Raw genomic sequence first — 23,649 nt, forward strand, 5'->3', positions numbered from 1 at the left:
TTACACCCGCTCAAACGATTCGACACGTGCGCCGGCAGGCAGAGCACCTGCTTTGGCCAGCGCTTTCATGCGCTCGCCTTCGATGCGCGCCACTTCTTCGGCCGGAACCATGTAGCCCTGGTCGTCACGAGCAGCGTGGCGAACGAAGACAGCGATGGTTGCAACCAGGCTCGCGCCCACCAGCCACCAGATGTGCCAGATGAAAGCGAAGCCGAAGACGGTCAGGAACAGGCCCATGAACAAGCCGGTAGCAGTGTTGCTCGGCATGTGGATCGGCTCGTACTTGCCCGGTGCCTTGTAAGCCACACCGGCTTCCTTGGCTTCGTGCCAGCAGTCCAGGCCAACTTTCTCAGGCATGTGAGCGAAGTTGTAGAACGGAGGTGGCGACGAAGTCGACCATTCCAGGGTACGGCCGCCCCATGGGTCGCCGGTCACGTCCAGGTTCTGGTTGCGGTCGCGGACCGAAACGTAGATCTGGATCAGCTGGCAAGCGATACCGAACAGGATCAGCACGGCGCCGACGACGGCAACGTACAGGTAGGGTTCCCACAGCGGGTTGTCGGAGTGGTTCAGACGACGGGTCATGCCCATGAAGCCCAGGGCGTACAGCGGCATGAACGCAACGTAGAAGCCCGAGATCCAGAACCAGAAGGCAGCTTTGCCCCACTTCTCGTTCAGGGTGAAACCAAAGGCTTTCGGGAACCAGAAGGCGAAGCCGGCAATGTAGCCGAATACCGCACCACCGATGATCACGTTGTGGAAGTGAGCAATTACGAACAGGCTGTTGTGCAGAACGAAGTCAGCACCTGGAACAGCCAGCAGGACGCCAGTCATGCCACCGATGGAGAAGGTGATCATGAAGCCCAGGGTCCACATCATCGGTGCGGTGAAACGCACACGGCCCTGGTACATGGTGAACAGCCAGTTGAACAGCTTCACACCCGTCGGAATGGAGATCAGCATCGTCGCCAGGCCGAAGAAGGTGTTGACGCTGGCGCCGGCACCCATGGTGAAGAAGTGGTGCAGCCAGACCGCGAAGCCCAGGATGGCGATAGCGCCCGATGCGTAGATCATCGAGTGGTGGCCAAACAGACGCTTGCCGGAGAAGGTCGAAGTCACTTCCGAGAACACGCCGAAGGCCGGCAGGATCAGGATGTAAACCTCAGGGTGACCCCACGCCCAGAACAGGTTGACGTACATCATCGGGTTCCCACCAAGCTCGTTGGTGAAAATGTGGAAGTCCAGATAACGGTCAACAGTCAGCAGTGCGAGTGCAGCGGTCAGGATCGGGAAGGAAGCGACGATCAGCACGTTGGCCCAGGTGCAGGTCCAGGTGAAGATCGGCATGTCCATCAGTTTCATGCCAGGTGCGCGCATCTTCATCACGGTGACGAGGAAGTTCACACCGGTCAGTGTCGTACCCAATCCGGATAGCTGTAGCGCCCAGATGTAGTAGTCGACACCCACCCCAGGGCTGTACTGGATGCCCGCGAGCGGCGGATAGGCAACCCAACCGGTCTTGGCGAATTCGCCGACGCCCAGGGAGATGTTGACCAGCAGCACGCCTGCCAGCAGCAGGTAGAAGCTCAGGGAGTTCAGGAACGGGAAGGCAACGTCACGTGCACCGATCTGCAGAGGAACCGCCAGGTTCATCAGGCCGGTGAAGAACGGCATCGCCATGAAGATGATCATGATCACACCGTGAGCGGTGAAGATCTGGTCATAGTGTTCAGGCGGCAGGTAGCCTTCGGAGCCGCCGGTGGCAGCAGCCAGCTGGGTACGCATCATGATGGCGTCGGCGAAGCCGCGCAGCAGCATGACCATCGCGACGATGATGTACATCACCCCGATTTTCTTGTGGTCGACCGTGGTCAGCCACTCGGTCCACAAGTAGGTCCACTTGCGGAAATAGGTGATAAGGCCGACGACAGCGATACCGCCGAGCGCGATCATGGCAAGCGTCACCATGACTATCGGCTCGTGATAGGGTATCGCCTCCAGGCTTAATTTACCGAACATCTCTTACTCCTCTGCACCGGCAGCTGGTTGCGTACTCGATTCCACACCCGTGGTGGTGGCCAGATCTTTGCTGCCTGCTTCTTCGTGGACCGGCTTGCCGCGGTTCATGCCTTCGTACTTGTCGACGATGGTCTGGAACAGCTCCGCTGGCGCCTCGCTGTACAGCGCGACTGGGTTGTATTCGCTAGGTTTGGCCAGAGCTTCGTACTCGGCTTTGCCCAGTTTCAGCGGCGACTGCTTCACTTCGGCGACCCACTTGTCGAAGTCTTCCTGGGAAGTGGCAGTTGCCTTGAATTTCATGCCGGTGAAGCCAGCGCCGCTGTAGTTGGCGCTGATACCGTCGAACTCGCCGTTTTCGTTGGCGATCAGGTGCAGCTTGGTGGTCATGCCGGCCATGGCGTAGATCTGGCCGCCCAGGCCCGGGATGAAGAACGAGTTCATCACGGCGTCGGAGGTGACGCGGAAGTTGACCGGGGTGTTAGCCGGGAAGTTGATCTTGTTGACCGTCGCGATGCCCTGCTCCGGGTAGATGAACAGCCACTTCCAGTCCAGTGCGACCACGTCGATCTGGATCGGCTTGACGTCCGAGTCCAGCGGACGGTACGGGTCCAGCTTGTGGGTGGACTTGTAGGTGACATAACCCAGGGCGATGATGATCAGGATCGGGATGATCCACACCGCGGCCTCGATTTTGGTCGAGTGCGACCAGTCGGGGGTGTAGGTGGCCGCCTTGTTGGAAGCACGGTACTTCCAGGCGAACGCCACGGTCATGATGATGACCGGGATCACCACCAGCAGCATCAGGCCGGTAGCGATGAGGATGAGGTTCTTTTGCTCAATGCCGACCTGACCTTTCGGGTCGAGCAGGGTCCAGTTGCACCCACTGAGTAAAAGCATGCCTAAAAAGGGCAATATGCCAAACAGTCTGGGGTAACGCTTTTTACTCATCTCACGACCTCTAGATCAGCTTGCTTCAATGCAATTTGTGTTTTGGTAGCCAACACTTCGTCCTGCCAAGTGAGGCATTTCGCGCCCGAATACGCTCCTGCCTGGGGTCCGACTGCAGGACCTTGGCTCAAGCGTGTTAGCGGTGCTTATGGTTTCGTAGGCAACAGGCCTGTACTTCAGACCAAGTCCATTTGGTGCGGGAAAACGCGGAGGGGTATCCGCCCGGTATCGCCGCTGGGCGAAACTTGACGAAGTCAGCAAAAGAAAGCGCTGAAGGCTTCCTTCAATCCTGCGACTCGCAAGCAGTGCCGAACGGAAATTGGGGGCGATTGTAGTGAGGTCGCCAACCCTTGACTATGACTTATTGAGCAACAGTCTTTTACAGAATGCGTAACAATGAAGGCCAATAATTCAACTTCGCGACAGTTTGTCGCACCCCGCTTGATAGCCCTGAAACCCGCGTCACGCAAGGCTTTGTGGTTGATCTGAATCAAGCGGGAAGCGACTTTTCCCTTCTCGCTGTGGGTGCAAAAGACCACAGCGAATTCGGGACTTATGTCTAAGGCTGGCGCCGGTTGCGGTAGATGCCCAGCGGAACCAGGAGGGCGGTGAGCACGAAGGCCACCAGTGCCCATTGCGCCAGCGACAAGCCGAGGATCGGCGGGTAAGGCGTGCTGCAGAAGCCGTCGACCTGGAATGCCAGCGGCCACAGCTTGGCCAGCGGCAGGTCGTCCACGATCGGCTGCAGGGTATCGATGCCGCAACTGACCATGGGGTTGGCGAGTATATACACATGGTTGCCGGCCGCAACGATTCCGCCGATTGCACTGAGCACGACCAGCCCCTCGAAGACGGTCAGGCTGCGCTTGCCCGGCATGGCGGCGGCGAGGAAGGCGAACACGGCGATAAAGAGCAAGGCATAGCGTTGCAGGATGCACAGCGGGCAAGGCGCCTCGCCCAGAACCACCTGCATGTACAGCGCGCCACCGATCAGGGCGAGGCAGATCACCCCCAGCAGCACCAGAAAGCGCCGTTCCCGATTCAGGCGCGAGGTTTGTTCGTTCATTGCCGATTCCTTCGATGGATAGGGGGCAGCGTGTTCCGCCTGCCTGGGCGCAAGTCTACACGCAGGGCTGGCCTTTTAGCGTGTCGAGGAAGCGGCGAGACAGCACTGCGCAGGGCTATCCGGAGATGCTGAGACCGGCGTTGCCGGCGTCGGTTCAACGCCGACCGGTAAAAAGCGACTGCCCGGGTGTCGCGCAGGGAGCAGCCCCTCGACACCCGGGAGTGAAGGATACAGTGATTAAAGGAGGATTAAAGATGAAAGCTGCGGGGGCGCCGTTCATCCTTCCTTATATAGAGATTCGCCTGTGCCGGCCTCTTCGCGGGCAAGCCGGCGATGAGGCCGGCACAGGCAATACATCACTCCAATGCAGCCGCCGGCCCGAAGAACTCATAACGGCTCTGCTGCTCTGGCACACCCAGGCCCTTCAACTGGCGCTTGACCGTCGCCATGAAGCCCTTTGGCCCGAGGAAGTAGGCATCCACATCCCGCTCACACGGTAGCCACTCACCCAGCAGCTCCTGGCTCAACAAGCCCACCGCAGCGTCCCCTTGCGCGCCCTCCCCTTCGGCATAGCAATAAAAGCGCTTGAGCTGCGGATACCGCGCGGCCAAGCCATCGACCCAGTCACGGAAGGCATGCACCGAACCGTTACGCGCACAGTGAATGAAGTGCACCGGCCGCTCGGTCTGCAATGCAGCTTCAAGCATGGCCAGCGTCGGGGTGATGCCCACGCCCCCACTGATCAGTACCAACGGCTTGTCACTGGCGGCCAAGGTGAAGTCGCCAGACGGCGGGAACAGTTGCAGCGTATCGCCGACGACGAGTTCGTCATGCAAGTAGCTGGAGACCTTGCCACCCGCCTCACGCTTGACGCTGATGCGGTATTCCTTGCCATCGCACAGCGCCGACAGCGAATAGTTGCGGCGCTGCTCGGCACCGTCGATGAGCAGTTGCAAACCGATGTACTGACCGGGTTCGGCCTTGAGCACCGGCTTGCCATCCACCGGCGCGAAATAGAAGGAGACAATCTCGCTGCTTTCACGCTCGCGGCGCACCAGGCGGAACTCACGGTTACCGCGCCAACCGCCCGCAGCCTCTTCCTTCTGTTTATAAAGGCCTTCTTCTGCACCGATGAGGATATCGGCCAGTTGCCCGTAAGCCGCTCCCCAGGCAGCGATCACTTCAGGGGTAGCGATCTCCTTGCCAAGCACTTCTTCGATGGCGCGCAGCAGGCAGGTGCCCACGATCGGGTAGTGCTCCGGCAGAATCTGCAGGGCGACATGCTTGTTGATGATCTGCCCGACCAGGCCACCGAGCTGTTCCAGCTGGTCGATGTGCCGGGCGTACATCAGCACGCCATTGGCCAATGCGCGCGGCTGATCGCCGCTGGCCTGGTGGGCCTGGTTGAACAGCGGGCGTACCTCGGGGTACTCGCTGAGCATCATTGTATAGAAGTGGGTGGTCAGTGTTTCACCGCCGGTTTCAAGCAGGGGGACGGTGGCCTTGATGATTGCACGTTGTTCGGCATTGAGCATTGCAACGACTCCTGAGCCTGGGGCTTTGAATAGTTGCGTGCTGGATTTCAATAAGCATGCCAAAGAAAAAGCCCAGGTAAAACAGCTACCTGGGGCCATGAGAGTCTAAATGACACCATTTAGACGGGTGTCATTTAGACTTTTTATGGTCATTAAGACCAAGTAACTCAAACAAGTGCGGCCTACCGCGGGGCCGAGTAAGTCGCCTGCACGTCAAGCTCATCGAAGGGCTGGATTTGGGCATTGCTCAAGAAGAACGAGAACGGGTGGCCGTTAAAGCTAGCGGTCCGAGTTACAGACGGTGGCGTTTCGCTGTTCAACAACCCAAACCTGAACGTGACCAGTTCGCCCTGGCGCAGATTTGCTGTTTGAGGTACGACAAATTCTGCAAAGGGTGTATCGCTCGGCAGGACTGCGCCGGTGCCAGTGCCCTGTACCTGAACGCAGGTCAGCGCCGGTAACTCCGGCACGTTGCGGTCCACGACAAAGAAGGTCGGGTCGTTCGTCGATGTGCGGGGAGGGAGGTTTAAAGCGGTGTTGGTCACCGTATAACCCATGGAAAGCGAGCCATTCAGCAGCGCTCGCAGTAACAGGGCGGTGACGGGTATTTCCAGCGGGGCCTGCTCGCCACCCACGGGGACCGTGCCGTCGACAAAGGAAACCAACGGCAAGCCATTGCCAGGCCGTCCGGTCAAGGTTACGCGGATTTGATCGCCCTGCATCTGCCCTGGGTAAACTGGAATGCGCACACGGAAGAAGCCTGCGGTCACATCAGCGAGGTCGACGGTTTCGGTGCCATTCGCTTCGACGAGGTCGGGTGGGAGCAATGTGTTGACAGCGCTGGTGACACGGATGCGCCGCGTACGCGAAATCCTGGTCGCACTGCCAGCAGCGGCAGGTGTGGACTCGTATAAGAGACGGGCGGCTCCACTGGCCGCGAAAGCAAAATACACACGGGGTACATCAAAGAACAAGTTAGCTATAGTATTTACCGTCTTGACTGCAGATTGGTATTGTACTTCGACGCCATCGGACGTAGTGGCGAACATGAAAAGTTGAACCCTGTCACCCCTTTGGAATTGCGGTGGAATGTAGACTGTGGAGACCCTGACGGTCTGCCCAATGTGCGAACCCAGATCAAACTCAAAATTCGGTTCTAGAGTATCCTGCACTTCAGGCTCGGGCAGGGCATCCGGGTCGATCGCAACGTCCACAAGGGCAGCAAGCGAAGGCCGTGAGTAGTTCTGTACCCGATCACGAATCTCGTACTGCACCGCAAGATCGAGGCCGTCGCCCCCTTGCTCGAGCACATCGATGGGCACGTCGATTACAAAGGGTTCGCCGATATCGCCTGCCTCAAGGCGGGACGGATCAACATATCGCACACCGTTCCAGATCACTGTGACTTGATCACCCACCTGCTGATTAGTCCAGGGCTGGATAGTCATCGTCACTGTGGTCGACGACGGGTCGATCACGCGTGGGGCAACCTCAGGGGCGGTCAGGTTTGGATTAGTCGGCTGGCTCGGATCCTCAACCAATCCACCAGGAACGGACAGGTCGATCAGAACCTCGCGATAAGGCGAATAATTGAAAGTAAGGTTAAGGGCATCTTGAATCGAATAGTAAAAGAAGCCGCTGTAGTCAGGTCGCTGCAAGTGATCCGGCGGTAGGTTGAAATCCGTCTGCACGACAGAAAAACTCAAGACCCTCTTGTCGATAACATCTTGGGTAAGCGTGAATTCATCCACCAATGCACCGGGGTCTACCGGGGCAGAAAGTGGGGGCTGCGAAGTCGGCTGGGTGGTGGTCCAGTACAGCCTGACAGTGTCACCCAAGGCAATTGACTCTGGCAGGCTCGCCACCAGCGGAACCTGTCTTCTTGGATCACCGAGTTCGTTCCAGCCAAGGCCCGCGCTCTCGCGGCCGACCGAATCCATGTCAGCAATGAACAGCGGGTACAAACCGCTAGCCTGCGGCATGCCACCGGGCCTTGAGTAGAATTGCTTCAAGATTTCTTGGATTAACAGATCTGCGCTCATAAGGAGGATTCTTCAGTGAATGGGTAATCAACCACACTGCACCTGCGTGCGGCATCGACGCCTGAAGCGCAGTAAAATCCTCGAACCTCAGGGCCTGCCCCCACACTATCCAAGGCCGAGCAAATCGTAACCTGGCATATTTACTAGGTCCGGCCGCCTTTGAACCTGCCCTCCTGGACCTTTCATGACCGCCAAACCGCTGCTCACCGCACTGCTTCCTCTGGTCAGCGACCTGTCCCGCGACCTGCCCGACCAGGAGCGCTACCGCCGCCTGCTGCAGGCCATGCGCGGCCTGCTGCCGTGCGACGCTGCCGCGCTGCTGCGCCTGGACGGCGAATGGCTGGTGCCGCTGGCGGTCGACGGGCTGTCGCCGGACACCCTCGGCCGGCGCTTCAAGGTCAGCGAACACCCACGCTTCCAGATCCTGCTCAGCCGCGCCGAGCCCACCCGCTTTGCCAGTGACTCCGAGCTGCCCGACCCTTATGACGGCCTGGTCAACGCCCCCGACGCGGACCTTGAAGTGCACGACTGCATGGGCTGCCCGCTGCTGGTCGACGAACGCCCGTGGGGGCTGTTGACCCTCGACGCCCTTACACCAGGGCAATTCCAGAGCCTGGAACTGGATGCCCTGCAGGCCTTCGCCAGCCTGGCTGCCGCCACCGTGACGGTGGCCGAGCGCATCGAGCACCTGGCACTGCGTGCAGAGGACGAGCACCAACGCGCCGAGGTCTATCGCCAGGCCAGCGGCCAGGGTAAGGAACTCATCGGCCAGAGCCCGGCGCACAAGCGCCTGCTGGAAGAGATCCGCCTGGTCGGCAGCAGTGACCTGACCGTGCTGATCACGGGCGAAACCGGCGTCGGCAAGGAGCTGGTAGCCCAGGCCCTGCACCAGGCCAGCACCCGCGCCGACAAACCCCTGATCAGCCTCAACTGTGCCGCACTGCCCGATACCCTGGTTGAAAGCGAACTGTTCGGCCACGTGCGCGGGGCCTTCACCGGCGCCCACGGCGAACGCCGTGGCAAGTTCGAGCTGGCCAACGGCGGCACGCTGTTTCTCGATGAAGTCGGCGAACTGCCGCTGGCCATTCAGGCCAAGCTCCTACGCGTACTGCAGAGCGGGCAACTGCAGCGCCTGGGCTCGGACCGCGAGCATCGGGTCGATGTGCGCCTGATCGCCGCCACCAACCGCGACCTGGCCGCCGAAGTGCGCAACGGCAACTACCGCGCCGACTTCTACCACCGCCTCAGCGTGTACCCGCTGCAAGTCCCGCCGCTGCGTGAACGTGGTCGCGATGTGCTGCTATTGGCGGGCTATTTCCTCGAGCAGAACCGGTCGCGCCTGGGGCTGAACAGCCTGCGCCTGAGCCCCGAAGCCCAGACCGCGCTGTTGGCCTACGACTGGCCGGGCAACGTGCGCGAACTGGAACACCTGATCGGCCGTTCGGCCCTCAAAGCCATGGGCCAGCACCCGGACCGGCCGCGCATCCTCACCCTGCAAGCCAGCGACCTGGACCTGCGCGCGGTACCGGCCGAGCCCTTGGCTCCCTCCACGGCCCCACCGTCGGCGCCATCACTGCCCGAGGGCGGCCTGCGCGAAGCCTTGGATGGCTACCAGCGTCAGATGATCGATGCCTGCCTGCAGCGTCATCAGGACAACTGGGCAGCCGCCGCGCGCGAACTGGGGCTTGACCGCGCCAACCTGAGCCGCCTGGCGCGCCGCTTGGGCCTGCGCTAGACACGTCCCTACCAAAGGATTAACCCAGAAAGCCTCTGGTTGCTTCCCGTTGGGCTGCTATATCTCCCTTACCACCGGTAACAGCGCCGTTCACGGCCAAGCTGCGCGCAACCGATTCCGCAAGCCGGGCAGGTAGCGCCAGCCAAGGATCGCAGACACCGATCCTGTGTACCGCACACCAGCAGGGAGCATGCATGGACAACATCGTCGTCGCCGACAAGCAAACCGCAGTCGCCACCCAAAGCGCCTTCGGCAATATTACGCTCAACAGCCCAGGTGTCGTGCAGATGCCGGTGGCCCCTGACCAGGTGGCCACCGTCACCCGGCGTGGCCAAGACCTGATCGTCACGCTGAAGTCGGGGGAAAAGGTCACCGTCGGCAACTTCTTTGCCGTGGACCAGGCCGGCGTCGGCAGTGACATGGTCTTCGTCGGTGAAGACGGCACCCTGTGGCACGCGAACTACGATGCGGCAGCCTTCACCGGTTTTACCTTCGAAGAAGTCGCCTCGCTCGATGAGCTGGTCGCCGGCATCGGCGTTGCCGGCAGCGCCACCCCGACCTGGGCGATTGCCGGCCTCAGCCTGCTGGGTGTTGGCGGTGCAGCCGCCGCCGCAGACAACAGCAGCGGTGGCGGTAGCAGCGGCGGCGGCGGCGCCGAGCCGGGCGATACCACGCCCCCGGCTACGCCCATCGACCTGCTGGTCTCGCCCGATGGCCTGCGCCTGAGCGGCCGCGGCGAAGCGGGCGCCACGGTGAACGTGCGCGATGCCGCCGGCAACCTGATCGGCAGCGGTACGGTGGGTGCCGACGGCACGTTCACCATCACGCTCAATACGCCTCAGGTCAACGGCGAGAACCTCGGTGTCACCCTCACCGATGCCGCAGGCAACACCTCGCAGCCTGGCAACGTGACGGCGCCGAACGGCACCGAACCCGGCGACACCACCCCACCAGACGCCCCAACCGACCTGCTGGTATCGCCCGACGGCGTGCGCCTGACCGGCCGTGCCGAGCCAGGTGCCACCGTGCAAGTACGGGGCGCCGACGGTAGCCTGCTGGGCACGGCTGTGGCGGGTGCCGACGGGCTGTTCAGCATCACCCTGCAACCCCCGCAAACCGATGGGCAGGCCCTGCAGGTCACGGCCCAGGACGCGGCCGGCAACACCTCGTCCGCAGCCGCTGTCACCGCACCGGATGACGGCGTTGTCACCCCACCCGACACCACGCCGCCCGATGCCCCGACCAACCTGGCGATCAGCCTGGCCGGGCGACAACTCAGTGGCCGTGGCGAAGCAGGCACCAGCGTGCAGGTACGCGATGCCGACGGCAACGTCCTGGCTACCGGTACAGTGGGCGCGGACGGCACTTTCCAGCTGACGCTTGCCCCCCCCGTCAATGATGGCAGCACCCTGCAAGTGGTCCTTACCGACGCGGCCGGCAACGCCTCACAACCCGGCTCGGTCACTGCGCCCGACCTGCAGGGCCCTGCGCAACCCACCGACCTGGCCCTGGCTGACGGGGTCACCCTGACCGGCCGCGGCGAGCCTGGCGCCACCGTGCAGGTGCGCAATGCCTCGGGTACCGTGATCGGTACCGGCCTGGTAGGCGCAGACGGCAACTTCAGCCTGAGCCTCTCACCCGCCCAGGCCAACGGCCAGCCGCTCGACGTGCGCCTGGTCGATGCCGACGGCAACACCTCCGCCCCCTTCCAGTTCGATGCGCCCGATATCACCCCACCCGGCGCGGTGGGCAATGTCGTGGTCGGCGCAGGCGGCTCGGTGCTCAGTGGCCGTGGTGAAGCCGGCGCCACCGTCGAGGTGCGCGATGCCAATGGCAACCTGATCGGCAGCGGCGTGGTCACGGCCAACGGCACCTTCTTCATCAACCTCGACCCGGCCGCGCAACCCGGCGCCCAACTGAACCTGCTGCAGACCGACCCCAGCGGCAACGCCTCCCCGCCCCTGCAGTTCGAGGTACCGCTGACCCCGGCCCCCGACACGCCGAGCAACCTGGTCATCGCCGCCGACGGCAGCACCCTGAGCGGTAATGCGCCTGCCGGCAGCCGGGTCGAAGTACGCGACGCCAACGGCACCCTGATCGGTACCGTGGTAGCCAGCCCGGACGGCACCTTCAGCATCCCGCTTGCGCCACCTCAGGCCAATGGCCAACTGCTCGATGTGGTAGCGATCGATAGCAGCGGTGCATCGTCACTGCCTGCGCAAGTCGGCGCACCGGACATCACCGCGCCGGCCACCCCAAGCGAGCTGGCCATCAGCGCGGATGGCAGCGTGCTCAGCGGGCGTGCCGAGCCTGGCAGCACCGTGCGCATTCTCGCCGCCGATGGCACCGTGCTGGGCAGCACCGTGGTTGGCGCAACCGGCGCGTTCAGCATCACCCTCGACCCACCGCAGGTCGACGGCGAGCCCTTGCAGGTGACTGCCAGCGATGCCACGGGCAACACGTCGACGGCAGGTAATGTCACCGCCCCGGACATCGACGGCGGCGACACCACGCCGCCCGATGCCCCGACCAATCTGGTCATCGGGCTGGCTGGCCAGCAACTCAGCGGCCGTGGCGAAGCGGGCACCACCGTGCAGGTACGCGATGCCGACGGCAACGTTCTGGCCGCCGGCACGGTCGGCCCCGATGGCACCTTCCAGCTCACCCTCGACCCACCCGTGAAAGATGGCAGTACCCTGCAAGTGGTGCTCACCGACGCGGCTGGCAATGTCTCGCAACCGGGCTCGGTGACCTCGGCCGACCTGCAACCTCCTGCCCAGCCAACCGACCTGGCGCTGGCCGAGGGCGTCACGCTGAGCGGCCGCGGCGAGCCCGGCGCCACGGTCCAGGTACGCGACGCCAATGGCACCGTGATCGGTACCGGCCTGGTTGGCGTGGACGGCAACTTCAGCCTGAGCCTCTCACCCGCCCAGGCCAACGGCCAGGCACTGGATGTGCGCCTGGTCGATACCGCCGGCAACAGCTCGGCCCCTCTCGAATTTGACGCCCCGGACATCACCCCACCCGCAGCGGTAGGCAATGTCGTGGTCGGCGCAGGCGGCGCGGTGCTCAGTGGCCGTGGCGAAGCCGGCGCCACCGTCCAGGTGCGCGATGCCAATGGCAACCTGATCGGTAGCGGCGTGGTCACCGCCAATGGCACCTTCCTCATCAACCTCGACCCGGCCGCGCAACCCGGCGCGCAACTGAACCTGGTGCAGACCGACCCTGCCGGCAACGCCTCCCCGCCCCTGCAGTTCGAGGTACCGCTGACCCCTGCCCCCGACAGCCCTAGCAACCTGGCCATCGCCGCCGACGGCAGCAGCATCAGCGGCAGTGCCCCGGTCGGCAGCCGCGTCGAAGTGCATGACGCCAACGGCTCGCTGATCGGCAGTGTGGTGGTCGGCGCCGAAGGCACCTTCACCCTGGTGCTCAACCCCGCGCAAGCCAATGGCGAGTTGCTGGACGTGACCGCCGTAGACAGCAGCGGCGCGTCCTCCCTGCCAGCCCAGGTGAACGCACCCGACATCACGCCACCCGCCACCCCCGCCGACCTCGCGGTCAGCGCCGATGGCAGCGTGGTCAGCGGGCGCGCCGAACCGGGCAGCACCGTGCGCGTGCTCGCCGCCGATGGCATCACCGTGCTGGGCAGTGCAGTGGTGGGCGCCAACGGCGCCTTCAGCATCACCCTCGCGCCACCTCAGGTCGACGGCGAACAACTGCAGGTCACCGCCACCGATGCCGCCGGCAACGCCTCCACGGCCGGCAACATCACGGCACCGGACATCGACGGCGGTGGCGACACCACCCCACCCGCGCCAGCCAGCGACCTGGTCATCAGCGCCGATGGCCGCACCGTTTCCGGCCGTGGCGAAGCCGGCGCAACCGTTAACGTGCTGAACGATCAGGGCCAGGTTGTCGGCACCGGTACCGTGCAGCCCGATGGCAGCTTCACCCTGCAACTGAACGCAGCGGTGGTCGACGGCTCGTCCCTGCAAGTGACCCTCACCGATGCCGCAGGCAACATCTCCACCCCGAGCCCACTCACCTCTCCCGATCTGCTAGCCCCCGGGCAACCGACCGGGCTTACCCTGACCGATGGCGAAACCCTGGCCGGCAGCGCCGAGCCTGGCGCCCGGGTAGAGGTGCGTGACGCCAACGGCGCCCTGATCGGCAGCGGCATTGTGGCGCCCGACGGCAGCTTCAGCCTCACCCTCGACCCGTTGCAGGCCAATGGCGAAGCGCTGGCCATCCGGGTCATCGATGCCGCCGGCAACAGCTCCGCGCCGCTGAGCTATACCGCCCCGGACATCACCCCGCCGGGCATCATCTCCAATGTCGTAGTAGGCGCTGGCAGCGTGGAGATCGCCGGCCGTGGTGAACCTGGGGCCACAGTTGAAATACGCGATGCCAACGGTACCGTCATCGGTACCGGTACGGTGGCCGCCAATGGCACCTTCCGGGTCGAACTGGATGCGCCGGTAACCGCCGGCGAGTCCATCGTGCTGGTGCAGACCGATGCCGCGGGCAACCCGTCGGTCGGCCTCAACCTCATCGTGCCGCAAACGCCGGTACCGGAAAGCCCGGCCGGGTTGGTGGTGGCTGCCGATGGTTCGTCCGTCAGCGGCACCGCACCGGCGGGCAGCCTGGTGGAAGTGCGCGATGCCCAGGGCAATGTGCTGGGCAGTGTGCAGGTAGGCAACGATGGCACCTTCACCCTCGGCCTCACGCCTGCCCAGGCCAACGGCGAGCTGCTCGATGTGGTGGCCATCGACGCCGACGGCAACAGCTCGTTGCCGACCCAGATCGGCGCTCCGGACATCACCCCGCCGAACGAAGCCAGCCAACTGGAGCTCAGCGCCGATGGCGTGACCCTCACTGGCCTCGGCGAGCCCGGCACCAGCGTGCAGGTCAGCAATGCCGAAGGCACCGTGCTGGGCACTGCCGTGGTCGGGCCGAATGGCGTGTTCACCGTCACCCTCACGCCGGCCCAGACCGATGGTCAGGAGATCGACGTGGTGTTGCGTGACGCTGCTGGCAACAGCTCCACAGCAACGCTCACCGCCCCCGACCTGGACGGCCCGCTGCAACCTTCCGGGTTGGCCATCGATACCGCCGGCCTGCACCTCACCGGCCAGGGCCAGGTCGGCTCGACCGTCACCGTGCGTGCGGCCGACGGCACCGTGCTCGGTTTTGCCACGGTAGGCGCCGACGGCCGTTTCGACGTCACCCTCAACCAACCCCAGCGCAATGGCGAAAGCCTGACCGTCGAGGCCACCGACAGCTTTGGCAACAGCGCCGGCCCGGTCGGCTTCACCGCGCCCGACAGCACACCACCGCAAGTGGTCGGCACGCCGAGCATCGATGCCACCGGCACCACCGTCACCGGTACCGGCGAAGCAGGCGCCACCGTCACCGTGCGCGGCCCGGACGGCAGTGTGCTGGGCAGCGCCGTGGTGGCCGGCAACGGCACCTTCGAGATCACCCTGAGCCCAGCGCAAACCAATGGCCAGGCATTGACCGTGGAGCAGCGCGACCCCACTGGCAACGTTTCGGCAGCGGTCGACCTGCCAGCGCCGGACAGCCAGGCACCCGGTACGCCGGGCGGCCTGACCCTGTCCGCCGATGGCACGGTAGTGACCGGCACCGGCGAGCCCGGCGCCCAGGTACAAGTCACCGGCACCGCTGGCGCCGTACTGGGGACTGCCGTGGTGCAAGCTGATGGCAGCTTCCGCGTGACCATCGACCCACCACAGCTTAATGGCCAGACGCTGTCCGTCACCCAGGCGGACGCCGCTGGCAATGCCTCCACCGCCGGCACCGTCACCGCCAACGACCTCGAAGCACCAGCGCCTGCGCAAGGCCTGGGGCTGACCCCGGACGGCAGTGTGCTCACAGGCCAGGGCGAACCCGGCACCACCGTCGAAGTCCGCGATGCCAACGGGCAATTGCTGGGTGATGCCGTGGTGCAGCCTGACGGCAACTTCAGCGTTACCCTTAGCCCGGCCCAGGTCAACGGTGAGGTGCTGTCGGTCGTGCTGATCGACGGCGCCGGCCACGCCTCGCCATCGGCTCCCTTCACCGCCGACGACAGCACCGGCCCTGCCACACCGGCTGGCCTGCAGGTAAGCGCCGACGGCACCACGCTGCAAGGCAGCGGTGAGGTCGGCTCGACCGTTGAAGTGCGCAATGCCAACGGCGACCTGCTGGGCACCGTAGTGGTGCCGGTGGGAGGCACTTTCAGCGTATCGCTGGCCCCTGCGCAACTGGACGGCCAGGTGCTCGACGTCACCCTGACTGATGCCGCTGGCAATCCCTCCAGCGCCGGCCAGGCCACCGCACCGGACCTCACGCCACCGGCACTGCCCACCGATGTGGCCGTCAGCCCCGACGGCAGCGCGGTCACCGGCAATGCACCGGGTGCAAGCTCGGTATCGGTGACCACACCGGATGGCACGGTGATCAGCCTGCCGGTGAATGGCGACGGCACATTCAGCGTGCCGTTGACACCACCGCTGACCAACGGCGAAACCGTGACTGTGGTGGTCACCGATAACGCAGGCAATGCCACAGCAGAGTCCAGCGTCACCGCGCCGGATACCACCCCGCCCGCCCCCGCCACCGACGTCACCGTCAGCCCGGATGGCGGCACCATCGGCGGAACCGCCGAACCGGGTAGCACGGTGATCATTCGCGATGGCACCACCGAACTGGGCACAGGCACGGCCGGCCCGGACGGCACCTTCGTGATCACTGTCACCCCACCGCTGGCCAGTGGCGACAACGTGCAGGTAGTGGTCCGCGACGGCGGCGACAACGAGACTTCGATCAACGTGGCGGGCCCGGACGGCAGCGAAGTGGAAACGCCGACCGACCTGAACATCAGTGCCGACGGTTTCCTGCTGACCGGCCAGGGCACCGTCGGCTCGCTGATCACCGTGACCTCCGGCGGCACCACGCTGGGCACTGCCACGGTCGGCAGCGACGGCATCTTCCGGGTGTTCTTCAGCGACGCCCAGCTCAACGCACAGACACTGCAGGTCAGCGCCCGGCTTTCGGCCGGTGGCAAACCTTCCGTGCCGGCCACCCTCGTTGCACAAGACACCACCGCACCGGATGCGCCCACTACCCTCGCCATCAACCAGAGCGGCAGCACCCTCACCGGGCGCGGCGAGGTCGGCGCGACGGTGCGCGTGGTCGATGGGCAAGGCAATGAGGTCGGCACCGCGACCGTCGGCAGCAACGGGCTGTTCAGCGTCAGCCTGGCACCGCCGCAGGCCAACGGCCAGAACCTCACCGTCACCCAGGCCGACGCAGCCGGTAATACCTCGCTTGCCGCGACCCAGCTGGCGCCTGACCTGCAGGCACCCAATGCCGCCACCGGCCTGAGCCTGAACAGCGCAGCCACCGTGGTCAGCGGCCTGGGCGAAGCGGGTGCGACCGTGACCATTCGCGATACCAGTGGCGCGATTCTGGCCACCGGCACGGTCAACCCGAACGGCCAGTTCCAGATCACCCTGCCCAATGCACAAACCACCGGCAGCCCGCTGCAGGTCACCCTCAGCGATGCCGCCGGCAACGTCTCCGGCCCCGCCAGCCTGGCCACGCCAGACCGCACGCCACCGGCAGCGGTGGCCAACCCGGTGCTCAGCGCCGATGGCAAGCAGCTGTCCGGCAGTGGCGAAGTGGGCGCGACCGTCCAGGTGCGCAATGCCGCCGGCACGGTGGTCGGCACAACTACCGTAGGTGCCGATGGCCGCTTCACCGTGACCTTCGATACGCCACAGGCGACCGGCCAGGCGCTCGGCGTGAGCCAGGTGGATGCGGCGGGCAATACCTCGCCAGCGGTCACCCTTACCACCCCAGACCTGGCCCCACCGGCGCCACTGACCAACGTCGTGCTCAACAACAACGGCCTGACCCTCACCGGCCTGGGCGAAGCCGGTGCCAGCGTGACCGTGCGCGGCGCCGATGGCACCATCATCGGCACCGGGCTGGTGGCAGCCAACGGCAGCTTCACCCTGACCCTCAACACGGCCCAGCTCAATGCCCAGCACCTGAGCGTGACCCAGACCGACGCCGGCAACAACACCTCCACCGCCGTTGCCGTCACCGCGCCCGACCTCACCCCACCGGCGGCGCCGACCGCCCTGGCCCTGGCCAGTACCGGTCTGCAACTGAGCGGCAGTGCCGAAGCCGGCAGCACGGTCACCGTGCGCGATGCCGCGGGCAATGTACTGGGCACCGCCGTGGCCAACAGCAATGGCACCTTCCAGGTCACCCTGAGCAGCGCCCAGACCAACGGCCAGTCCTTGCAGGTGACCGCCACCGATGCGGCCGGCAACGTGTCACCTGCCGCGCCCTACACGGCAGCCGATACCACACCGCCAGAGGCTGTCGCCAACCTGGCCGTCGCCGCCAATGGCGCCACCCTGACGGGTACCGGTGAAGCGGGCGCCACGGTCACAGTGCGCGCAGCGGACGGCACCTCGCTTGGCAGCGCCACAGTCGGCACTGACGGTAACTTCACGGTCACCCTGAGCCCTGCGGCGAGCGCCGGAGAAAGCCTTAGCGTGACCCAGGCCGACGCTGCGCAGAACGTCTCGCCAGCGCAGAACGTGACCGCGCCGGGCAACCTGGCACCGGATGCCCCTGACAACCTGGCGTTGTCGGCCAACGGCCTGGTGGTCACCGGTACCGCTGCCCCAGGCACTACCGTGAATGTCTACGGCCCTAACGGTGCGCTGCTGGGCACTGCGCCGGTTGGCAATGACGGCAATTTCACGGTCAACCTCGGCAGCGCCCAGGCCAACGGTGAGGTGCTGCATGTCAGTGCCGTGGGCACCGACGGCACCGCCTCGCTGCCGGCCACCTTGCAGGCGCCGGACACCACCGCGCCACAACCGCTGACCAACCTCGTGCTGAGCAACGACGGCCTGACCCTGAGCGGCCGTGGCGAGCCGGGGGCTACTGTTACCGTGACCGGCCAAGGCGGTGCCGACCTCGGCACCGGCGTGGTGGATGCCAACGGCAACTTCAGCATTGGCCTGAGCAGCGCGCAGATCAATGGTGAACAACTGAGCGCGCAGCAGACCGACGCCGCCGGCAACGAATCGAACAGTGCCACCCTGACCGCGCCCGACCGCGTCGCCCCCGATGCCGCCGGCAACCTCGCCTTCGCCGGCGGCGGTAGCCTGCTCAACGGTACCGGCGAGGCGGGCAGCAACGTGAAAGTGCTTGCCGCTGATGGCACCGTACTGGGTACGGCGGTAGTGCGTGGCGACGGCACCTTCCAGGTCAGCCTCAACGCCCCTCAGGCCAACGGCCAGCAGGTGCAGGTGGTACTGACTGATGCCGCTGGCAACCAGTCGAACCCCAGCGCCATCACCGCAGCAGACACCACACCACCGGCCGTGCTGACCGAACTGGCGATCTCCAGCGACGGCGTGACCCTCACCGGGCGCGGCGAAGCGGGCGCCACCGTGACCGTCACCAATGCCGCCGGCGTCGAAATCGGCACGGCGCTGGTGGATGCCAGCGGCCACTTCACCGTCACCCTCAACCCGGCGCTGGGCAACGCCGAAGTGCTCAGCCTCACCCAGGCCGACGTGGCCGGCAACGTGTCGGCGGTGGCCAACCTGCAAACGCCTGACTTCACACCACCGGCCATCCTCACCAATGTGGGCATCAGCAGCGATGGCAGCGCGATCACCGGCCGCGGCGAAGTGGGCGCGACGGTCACCGTGACCAATGCCAATGGCGATGTGCTCGGCACCACCCAGGTACTGGCCGACGGCAGCTTCCGCGTCGAGCTCTCACCCCCCCAGATCAACCAGCAAGTGCTGGCTGTCCAGCAGGCCGACCCACCCGGCAACATCAGTGCGCCAGTCACGGTCAACGCACCGGACCTGACCCCGCCTGCGGCGGCGGCCGAGCTGCACCTCAATGCGGCCGGCACCCAGCTCACCGGCACCGGCGAGGCCGGCACCACCGTACGCGTGGTCGTCGGCACCGTGGAAATCGGTACCGCCACGGTCGCCGCCAACGGCACCTTCGTGGTCAACCTGCTCTCGCCGCAACTCAATGGCCAGGCCCTGCACGTCACCCTGGCAGACGCCAGTGGCAACGTATCGCCGGTCAGCACGTTCGTCGCCGTCGACATCACGCCACCTGCCCTGGTGACGGCCAATCTCAACGGCAGCGGTACCCAGATCAGCGGCGTCGGTGAGGCCGGCGCGCGCGTTACGGTGATGGACAGCCAGGGCAACCTGGTCGGCCAAGGCACGATCGACCTAGACGGCACTTTCGTACTCAACCTGAACACCCCGCAGATCAACGGCCAAGTACTGACCGTCATCGCCCAGGACGCCACCGGCAACCCGTCGGCGCCGCTGCAACTGACCGCATCCGACCTCACGCCCCCTGCGCAGCCTGCCAACCTCACCCTGACCGGCAACGGCACGCTGCTCAGCGGCACCGGTGAAGTGGGCAGCGTCATCAGCGTGCGCGACCCGTCCGGCACCGAGGTGGGTACCGTCACGGTGCCGGCAGGCGGCAATTTCACTGTGACCCTGGATTCGGCGCAGAACAACGGCCAGCTGCTGACGGTGATCGCCACCGACGCCGCCGGCAACACCTCGACGCCGGCCCAATACCAGACCCTCGACACCGCCCCTCCCGGGATCGTCACCAACCTGGCCGTCAACAACACCTACGACATTCTCACCGGGCGGGGTGAGCCCGGGGCAACGGTGACCGTCAGCCTGAACAACACGGTCATCGGCACCGGCCAGGTCGACAGCGGCGGCAACTTCTCCATCAACCTCGTGCCGGCAGCCGGCTCTGCGGCTTCCCTGGCCATCACCCAGACCGATGCGGCCAGCAATACCTCGGCGGCGGCGACCTATGTCACGCCACTGGTGCCCCCACCGGAGCCCCCTGTCAACGTGGCGCTGGCCGCCAACGGCCTGACCCTCACGGGTACCGCCGCCACCGGCGCGTCGATCCGCGTGTACGACGCTGCCGGCAACCTGATTGGCAGCGGCTCGGCCAACATCGGCAATGGCGGCTTCAGCATCACCTTGAGCACCCCGCAGCTCAACGGCGAACACCTGTCGGTGACGGCAGTTTCGCTGCTGGGTGGCGAGTCGCAGCCGGTGTTCGTCACTGCGGTCGACACCACCCCACCGGCCAACCCGGTGGTCACCGCGCTGTCGGCCAACGGCCTGGTGCTCAGTGGCACTGGCGAGGCCGGGGCCACGGTGACCGTGCGCGATGCCGGCGGCAACGTGCTCGGCAGCGGCCTGGTCAACGGCGCAGGTAACTTCAGCATCAACCTCAGCAGCGCCCAGCTCAATGGCCAGGTGCTCAACCTCAGCCAGGCCGATGCCGCGCTGAACGTGTCCGGTACCACCAGCTACACCGCGCCGGACACCCAGGCCCCGCTGGCCCCGACCAACCTGGCGATCAATGGCGCGGGCACCGTGCTCACCGGTAACGGCGAGCCGGGCGCGACCGTGGCCGTGCAGGGCCCCAGTGGCCAGGTTGGCACCGCCATCGTCCAGGCCGACGGCACATTCAGCGTCACCTTGACCACCCCGCAGAACGACGGCCAGGCCCTGGTCGTGCGCCAGACCGACAGCGGCGGCAACCTGTCCGGCAGCACCGGCATCACCGCACCCGACACCACGCCACCCGCCGCACCGGTTGCGGCGATCAACAGCAACGGCACCTCGGTCAGCGGCTCCGGCCAGGTTGGCAGCACGGTGACCGTGCGTAACAGCGCGGGCACCGTGCTCGGCACCGCCACGGTTGGCGTTAACGGCCAGTTCGTGGTCAGCCTGGCCGCGGCGCAGGTGGACAACCAGGCCCTGACCGTCACCCAGACCGATGCCGCCGGCAACACCTCGACCGGCACCGCCCTGACCGCACCGGACATCACCCCACCTGCCGCCGCCAGCAACCTGGTGATCAGCGCCGATGGCAGCACCCTCACCGGCACCGGTGAAGCCGGTGCCACCGTCACCGTGCGCAGCTCCGGCGGCCTGGTGCAAACCGCCACGGTACAGCCCAACGGCACCTTCAGCGTGACCCTGAGCCCTGCCCAGGACAACGGCCAGACACTGTCGGTGACCCTCACCGACCCCCGCAACAACGTCTCCGGCAACGTCAACATCACAGCGCCCGACGTCGACGCCAACGCCCCGGTGATTGCCAGCGACAACCTGGCCACCGCCACCGTCAACCTGGCGCCGGTGACCGCCACGCAAACCTACACCGACAGTTTCACCACCCTGTTGTCGGGCTTCAGCAAGACCTACACCTGGACAGTCGCCGCCGGCACCACGGTGGACCCGACCCTCACCCTGACTACCAACAGCGTGCTGGCGTTGCTCAACAACTCCACCTTCACCCTGCAGGTGAAGAACGCCAGCGGCGCCTGGGTGACCATTGCCACCGGTAATACCCAAGGCCTGCTCGACCTGATCGTGCTGCCGCTGGGCCTGCAAGTGGACATCGGCAAGCTGCAGGCCGGTGACTATCGCCTGACCGTGGCCAGTGGCGGTATCGGCCTGGTGACCCAGGTCACCACCACGCTGGACATCGAAGCCACCAGCCTGACCCAGTTCACCGGCACCGGCACGGCCACCACCGGCAACGTCATCACCGACCCGGGCACCGACGGCACCAGCGACTCGCGCGGCCCCGACAGCGGCGCCGTGCTGCAGGTGCTGAAAAACGGCAGCTATGTGGCCGCAGGCGCCGGCACCACGGTACAGGGCCAGTACGGCACGCTGGTGATCAACGCCGACGGCAGCTACACCTACACGCCTAACGGCAGCCCCTCCAGCGTGGGCAAGGTGGACGTGTTCAGCTACCAGCTGGTGCACCCGAACGGCCTGACCGACGCCGCCAACCTGTATGTGCGCATCGACAGCCCGCAAGCCACGGAGACCTGGAGCAACAGCAACCTCAGCGCGCCGGCCACGGTGGTGGATGCGGTCAACGACATCGACAGCACCAACATCACCCTGGCCAACCGGGTCGACACCAGCAGCACGACCCTGGGCACGCTCAACCTGCCCGTGATCGGCGCACGCCAGGCCATCTACACCACCACCGTGGCCGCCGACACCAGCGCCGACCTGCAGGTGGTGGTCAACTCGACCAACCTGCTGACCCTGCTCGGCAGCACCACCATCGGTTTGTACAAGCTCAACACCAGCACCGGCCAGTACGTCCTGGTGCAATCGGTGCCGGGTAGCTCGCTGCTGACCCTGCTGGGCGGTGGCGCAGGCTACACCTTCACAGGCCAGGGTGCCGGCAGTTACCAGGTGCGCGTCAACTCCAGTGGCATTGGGCTGCTGAGCTCGATCACCACCAGCCTCAACGCCACCACCACGCACCTCACCGAGTTCGTGGTCAGCAGCTACACCGCGGTCAGCGGCAACCTGATCACCGACGCCACCGGCGCCGACAACCTGGGCTCTGCGCTGACCGTACTGAGCGTGCTGACGGCCGCCAACATCTACACCATCCCCGGCTACAACGGGGTCAGCGTGGCTGGCCAGTACGGGACCTTGCTGGTGCACGCCGACGGTAGCTACACCTATACCCTCAACAGCGGGCTGACCTCGGCGGTGATCGGCCAGCACGACACCTTCACCTACGAACTGACCCACCCTAACGGCACTACCGACACCGCCACGCTGACCATCAACCTGGACAATGCCGCGGGCCTGACCACGTTCTCCGCGCTGGCGGCCGATACCGGCGACGAAAGCGTGACCCTGGCGGCGGCAGCCGCTTCCAGCGAGGTGATCGCCGGCACCGACGGCAACGACCACCTCGACGGCAGCCAGGGTGGCCACATCACCCTGCAGGGCGGAGCCGGCGACGACACCCTGGTGGTGGTCGACCAGCACTTCGCCAGCGTCGACGGTGGCACCGGCACCGACACCCTGCTGTGGGGCGGCGGCGATGCCAGCATCGACCTCGGCAACCTGGTCGGGCGTGTCCAAGACATCGAGATCATCGACCTCAACGACACCAGCGCAGTGGCGCTGACGCTCAACCTCGCCGACGTGGTGGCCATCACCGAAACCAGCAACAACACCTTGTTGATCAAGGGTGATGACAAGGATTCGGTGCACATGACCGACACCTGGACCCTGACCGGCAACCAGACCGCCGACGGCATCGACTATAACCAATACACGGCCCAGGAGGATCCGAGCCACCACTTGTGGGTACAAAACGGCATCCATGTCGTCTGAGGCCGCAGTAACCCGCCGGGCACCATGCCCG

General features: G+C 65.3%; 7 protein-coding genes. 2 read left to right on the top strand and 5 right to left on the bottom strand.

Features of this window, described 5'->3' with window-relative positions:
- The 5 genes from cyoB to ACIPIJ_RS04300 form a co-directional block, all read right to left on the bottom strand.
- Complete coding sequence (cyoB, locus tag ACIPIJ_RS04280; protein ID WP_115273905.1) at nucleotides 1-2,019, bottom strand: cytochrome o ubiquinol oxidase subunit I; 2,019 nt, start codon at nucleotides 2,017-2,019, stop codon at nucleotides 1-3.
- 3 nt (nucleotides 2,020-2,022) lie between these two features.
- Nucleotides 2,023-2,967 (bottom strand): ubiquinol oxidase subunit II, encoded by a 945-nt coding sequence (gene cyoA / locus ACIPIJ_RS04285; protein ID WP_346612052.1) that lies wholly within the window; start codon nucleotides 2,965-2,967, stop codon nucleotides 2,023-2,025.
- Between the two features lie 559 nt (nucleotides 2,968-3,526).
- On the bottom strand, nucleotides 3,527-4,033 hold the full coding sequence (locus ACIPIJ_RS04290) for a disulfide bond formation protein B (protein ID WP_401072965.1): 507 nt from the start codon (nucleotides 4,031-4,033) through the stop codon (nucleotides 3,527-3,529).
- 356 nt (nucleotides 4,034-4,389) lie between these two features.
- Nucleotides 4,390-5,568, bottom strand: a complete 1,179-nt coding sequence (gene hmpA, locus ACIPIJ_RS04295; protein ID WP_401072967.1) for an NO-inducible flavohemoprotein — start codon at nucleotides 5,566-5,568, stop codon at nucleotides 4,390-4,392.
- Between the two features lie 182 nt (nucleotides 5,569-5,750).
- On the bottom strand, nucleotides 5,751-7,610 hold the full coding sequence (locus ACIPIJ_RS04300) for a hypothetical protein (protein WP_401072969.1): 1,860 nt from the start codon (nucleotides 7,608-7,610) through the stop codon (nucleotides 5,751-5,753).
- A gap of 184 nt (nucleotides 7,611-7,794) precedes the next feature.
- Here ACIPIJ_RS04300 and norR point away from each other — a divergent pair, with 184 nt between their 5' ends.
- Nucleotides 7,795-9,345 (top strand): nitric oxide reductase transcriptional regulator NorR, encoded by a 1,551-nt coding sequence (gene norR, locus ACIPIJ_RS04305; RefSeq protein WP_401072971.1) that lies wholly within the window; start codon nucleotides 7,795-7,797, stop codon nucleotides 9,343-9,345.
- A 194-nt stretch (nucleotides 9,346-9,539) separates the two neighbouring features.
- Nucleotides 9,540-23,618: a BapA/Bap/LapF family large adhesin gene (locus ACIPIJ_RS04310; protein ID WP_401072973.1), complete on the top strand. Its 14,079-nt coding sequence runs from the start codon at nucleotides 9,540-9,542 to the stop codon at nucleotides 23,616-23,618.
- Nucleotides 23,619-23,649 lie beyond the last annotated feature (31 nt).

It is taken from the genome of Pseudomonas sp. NPDC087185 (assembly GCF_044744955.1).
Lineage (GTDB): Bacteria > Pseudomonadota > Gammaproteobacteria > Pseudomonadales > Pseudomonadaceae > Aquipseudomonas.

What these genes read in the sequence shown, in the direction of transcription:
- norR (WP_401072971.1), top strand. Translation starts at nt 7,795, where the DNA reads ATGACCGCCAAACCGCTGCTCACCGCACTGCTTCCTCTGGTCAGCGAC.
- ACIPIJ_RS04290 (WP_401072965.1), bottom strand. Translation starts at nt 4,033, where the DNA reads ATGAACGAACAAACCTCGCGCCTGAATCGGGAACGGCGCTTTCTGGTG.
- hmpA (WP_401072967.1), bottom strand. Translation starts at nt 5,568, where the DNA reads ATGCTCAATGCCGAACAACGTGCAATCATCAAGGCCACCGTCCCCCTG.
- ACIPIJ_RS04300 (WP_401072969.1), bottom strand. Translation starts at nt 7,610, where the DNA reads ATGAGCGCAGATCTGTTAATCCAAGAAATCTTGAAGCAATTCTACTCA.
- ACIPIJ_RS04310 (WP_401072973.1), top strand. Translation starts at nt 9,540, where the DNA reads ATGGACAACATCGTCGTCGCCGACAAGCAAACCGCAGTCGCCACCCAA.
- cyoB (WP_115273905.1), bottom strand. Translation starts at nt 2,019, where the DNA reads ATGTTCGGTAAATTAAGCCTGGAGGCGATACCCTATCACGAGCCGATA.
- cyoA (WP_346612052.1), bottom strand. Translation starts at nt 2,967, where the DNA reads ATGAGTAAAAAGCGTTACCCCAGACTGTTTGGCATATTGCCCTTTTTA.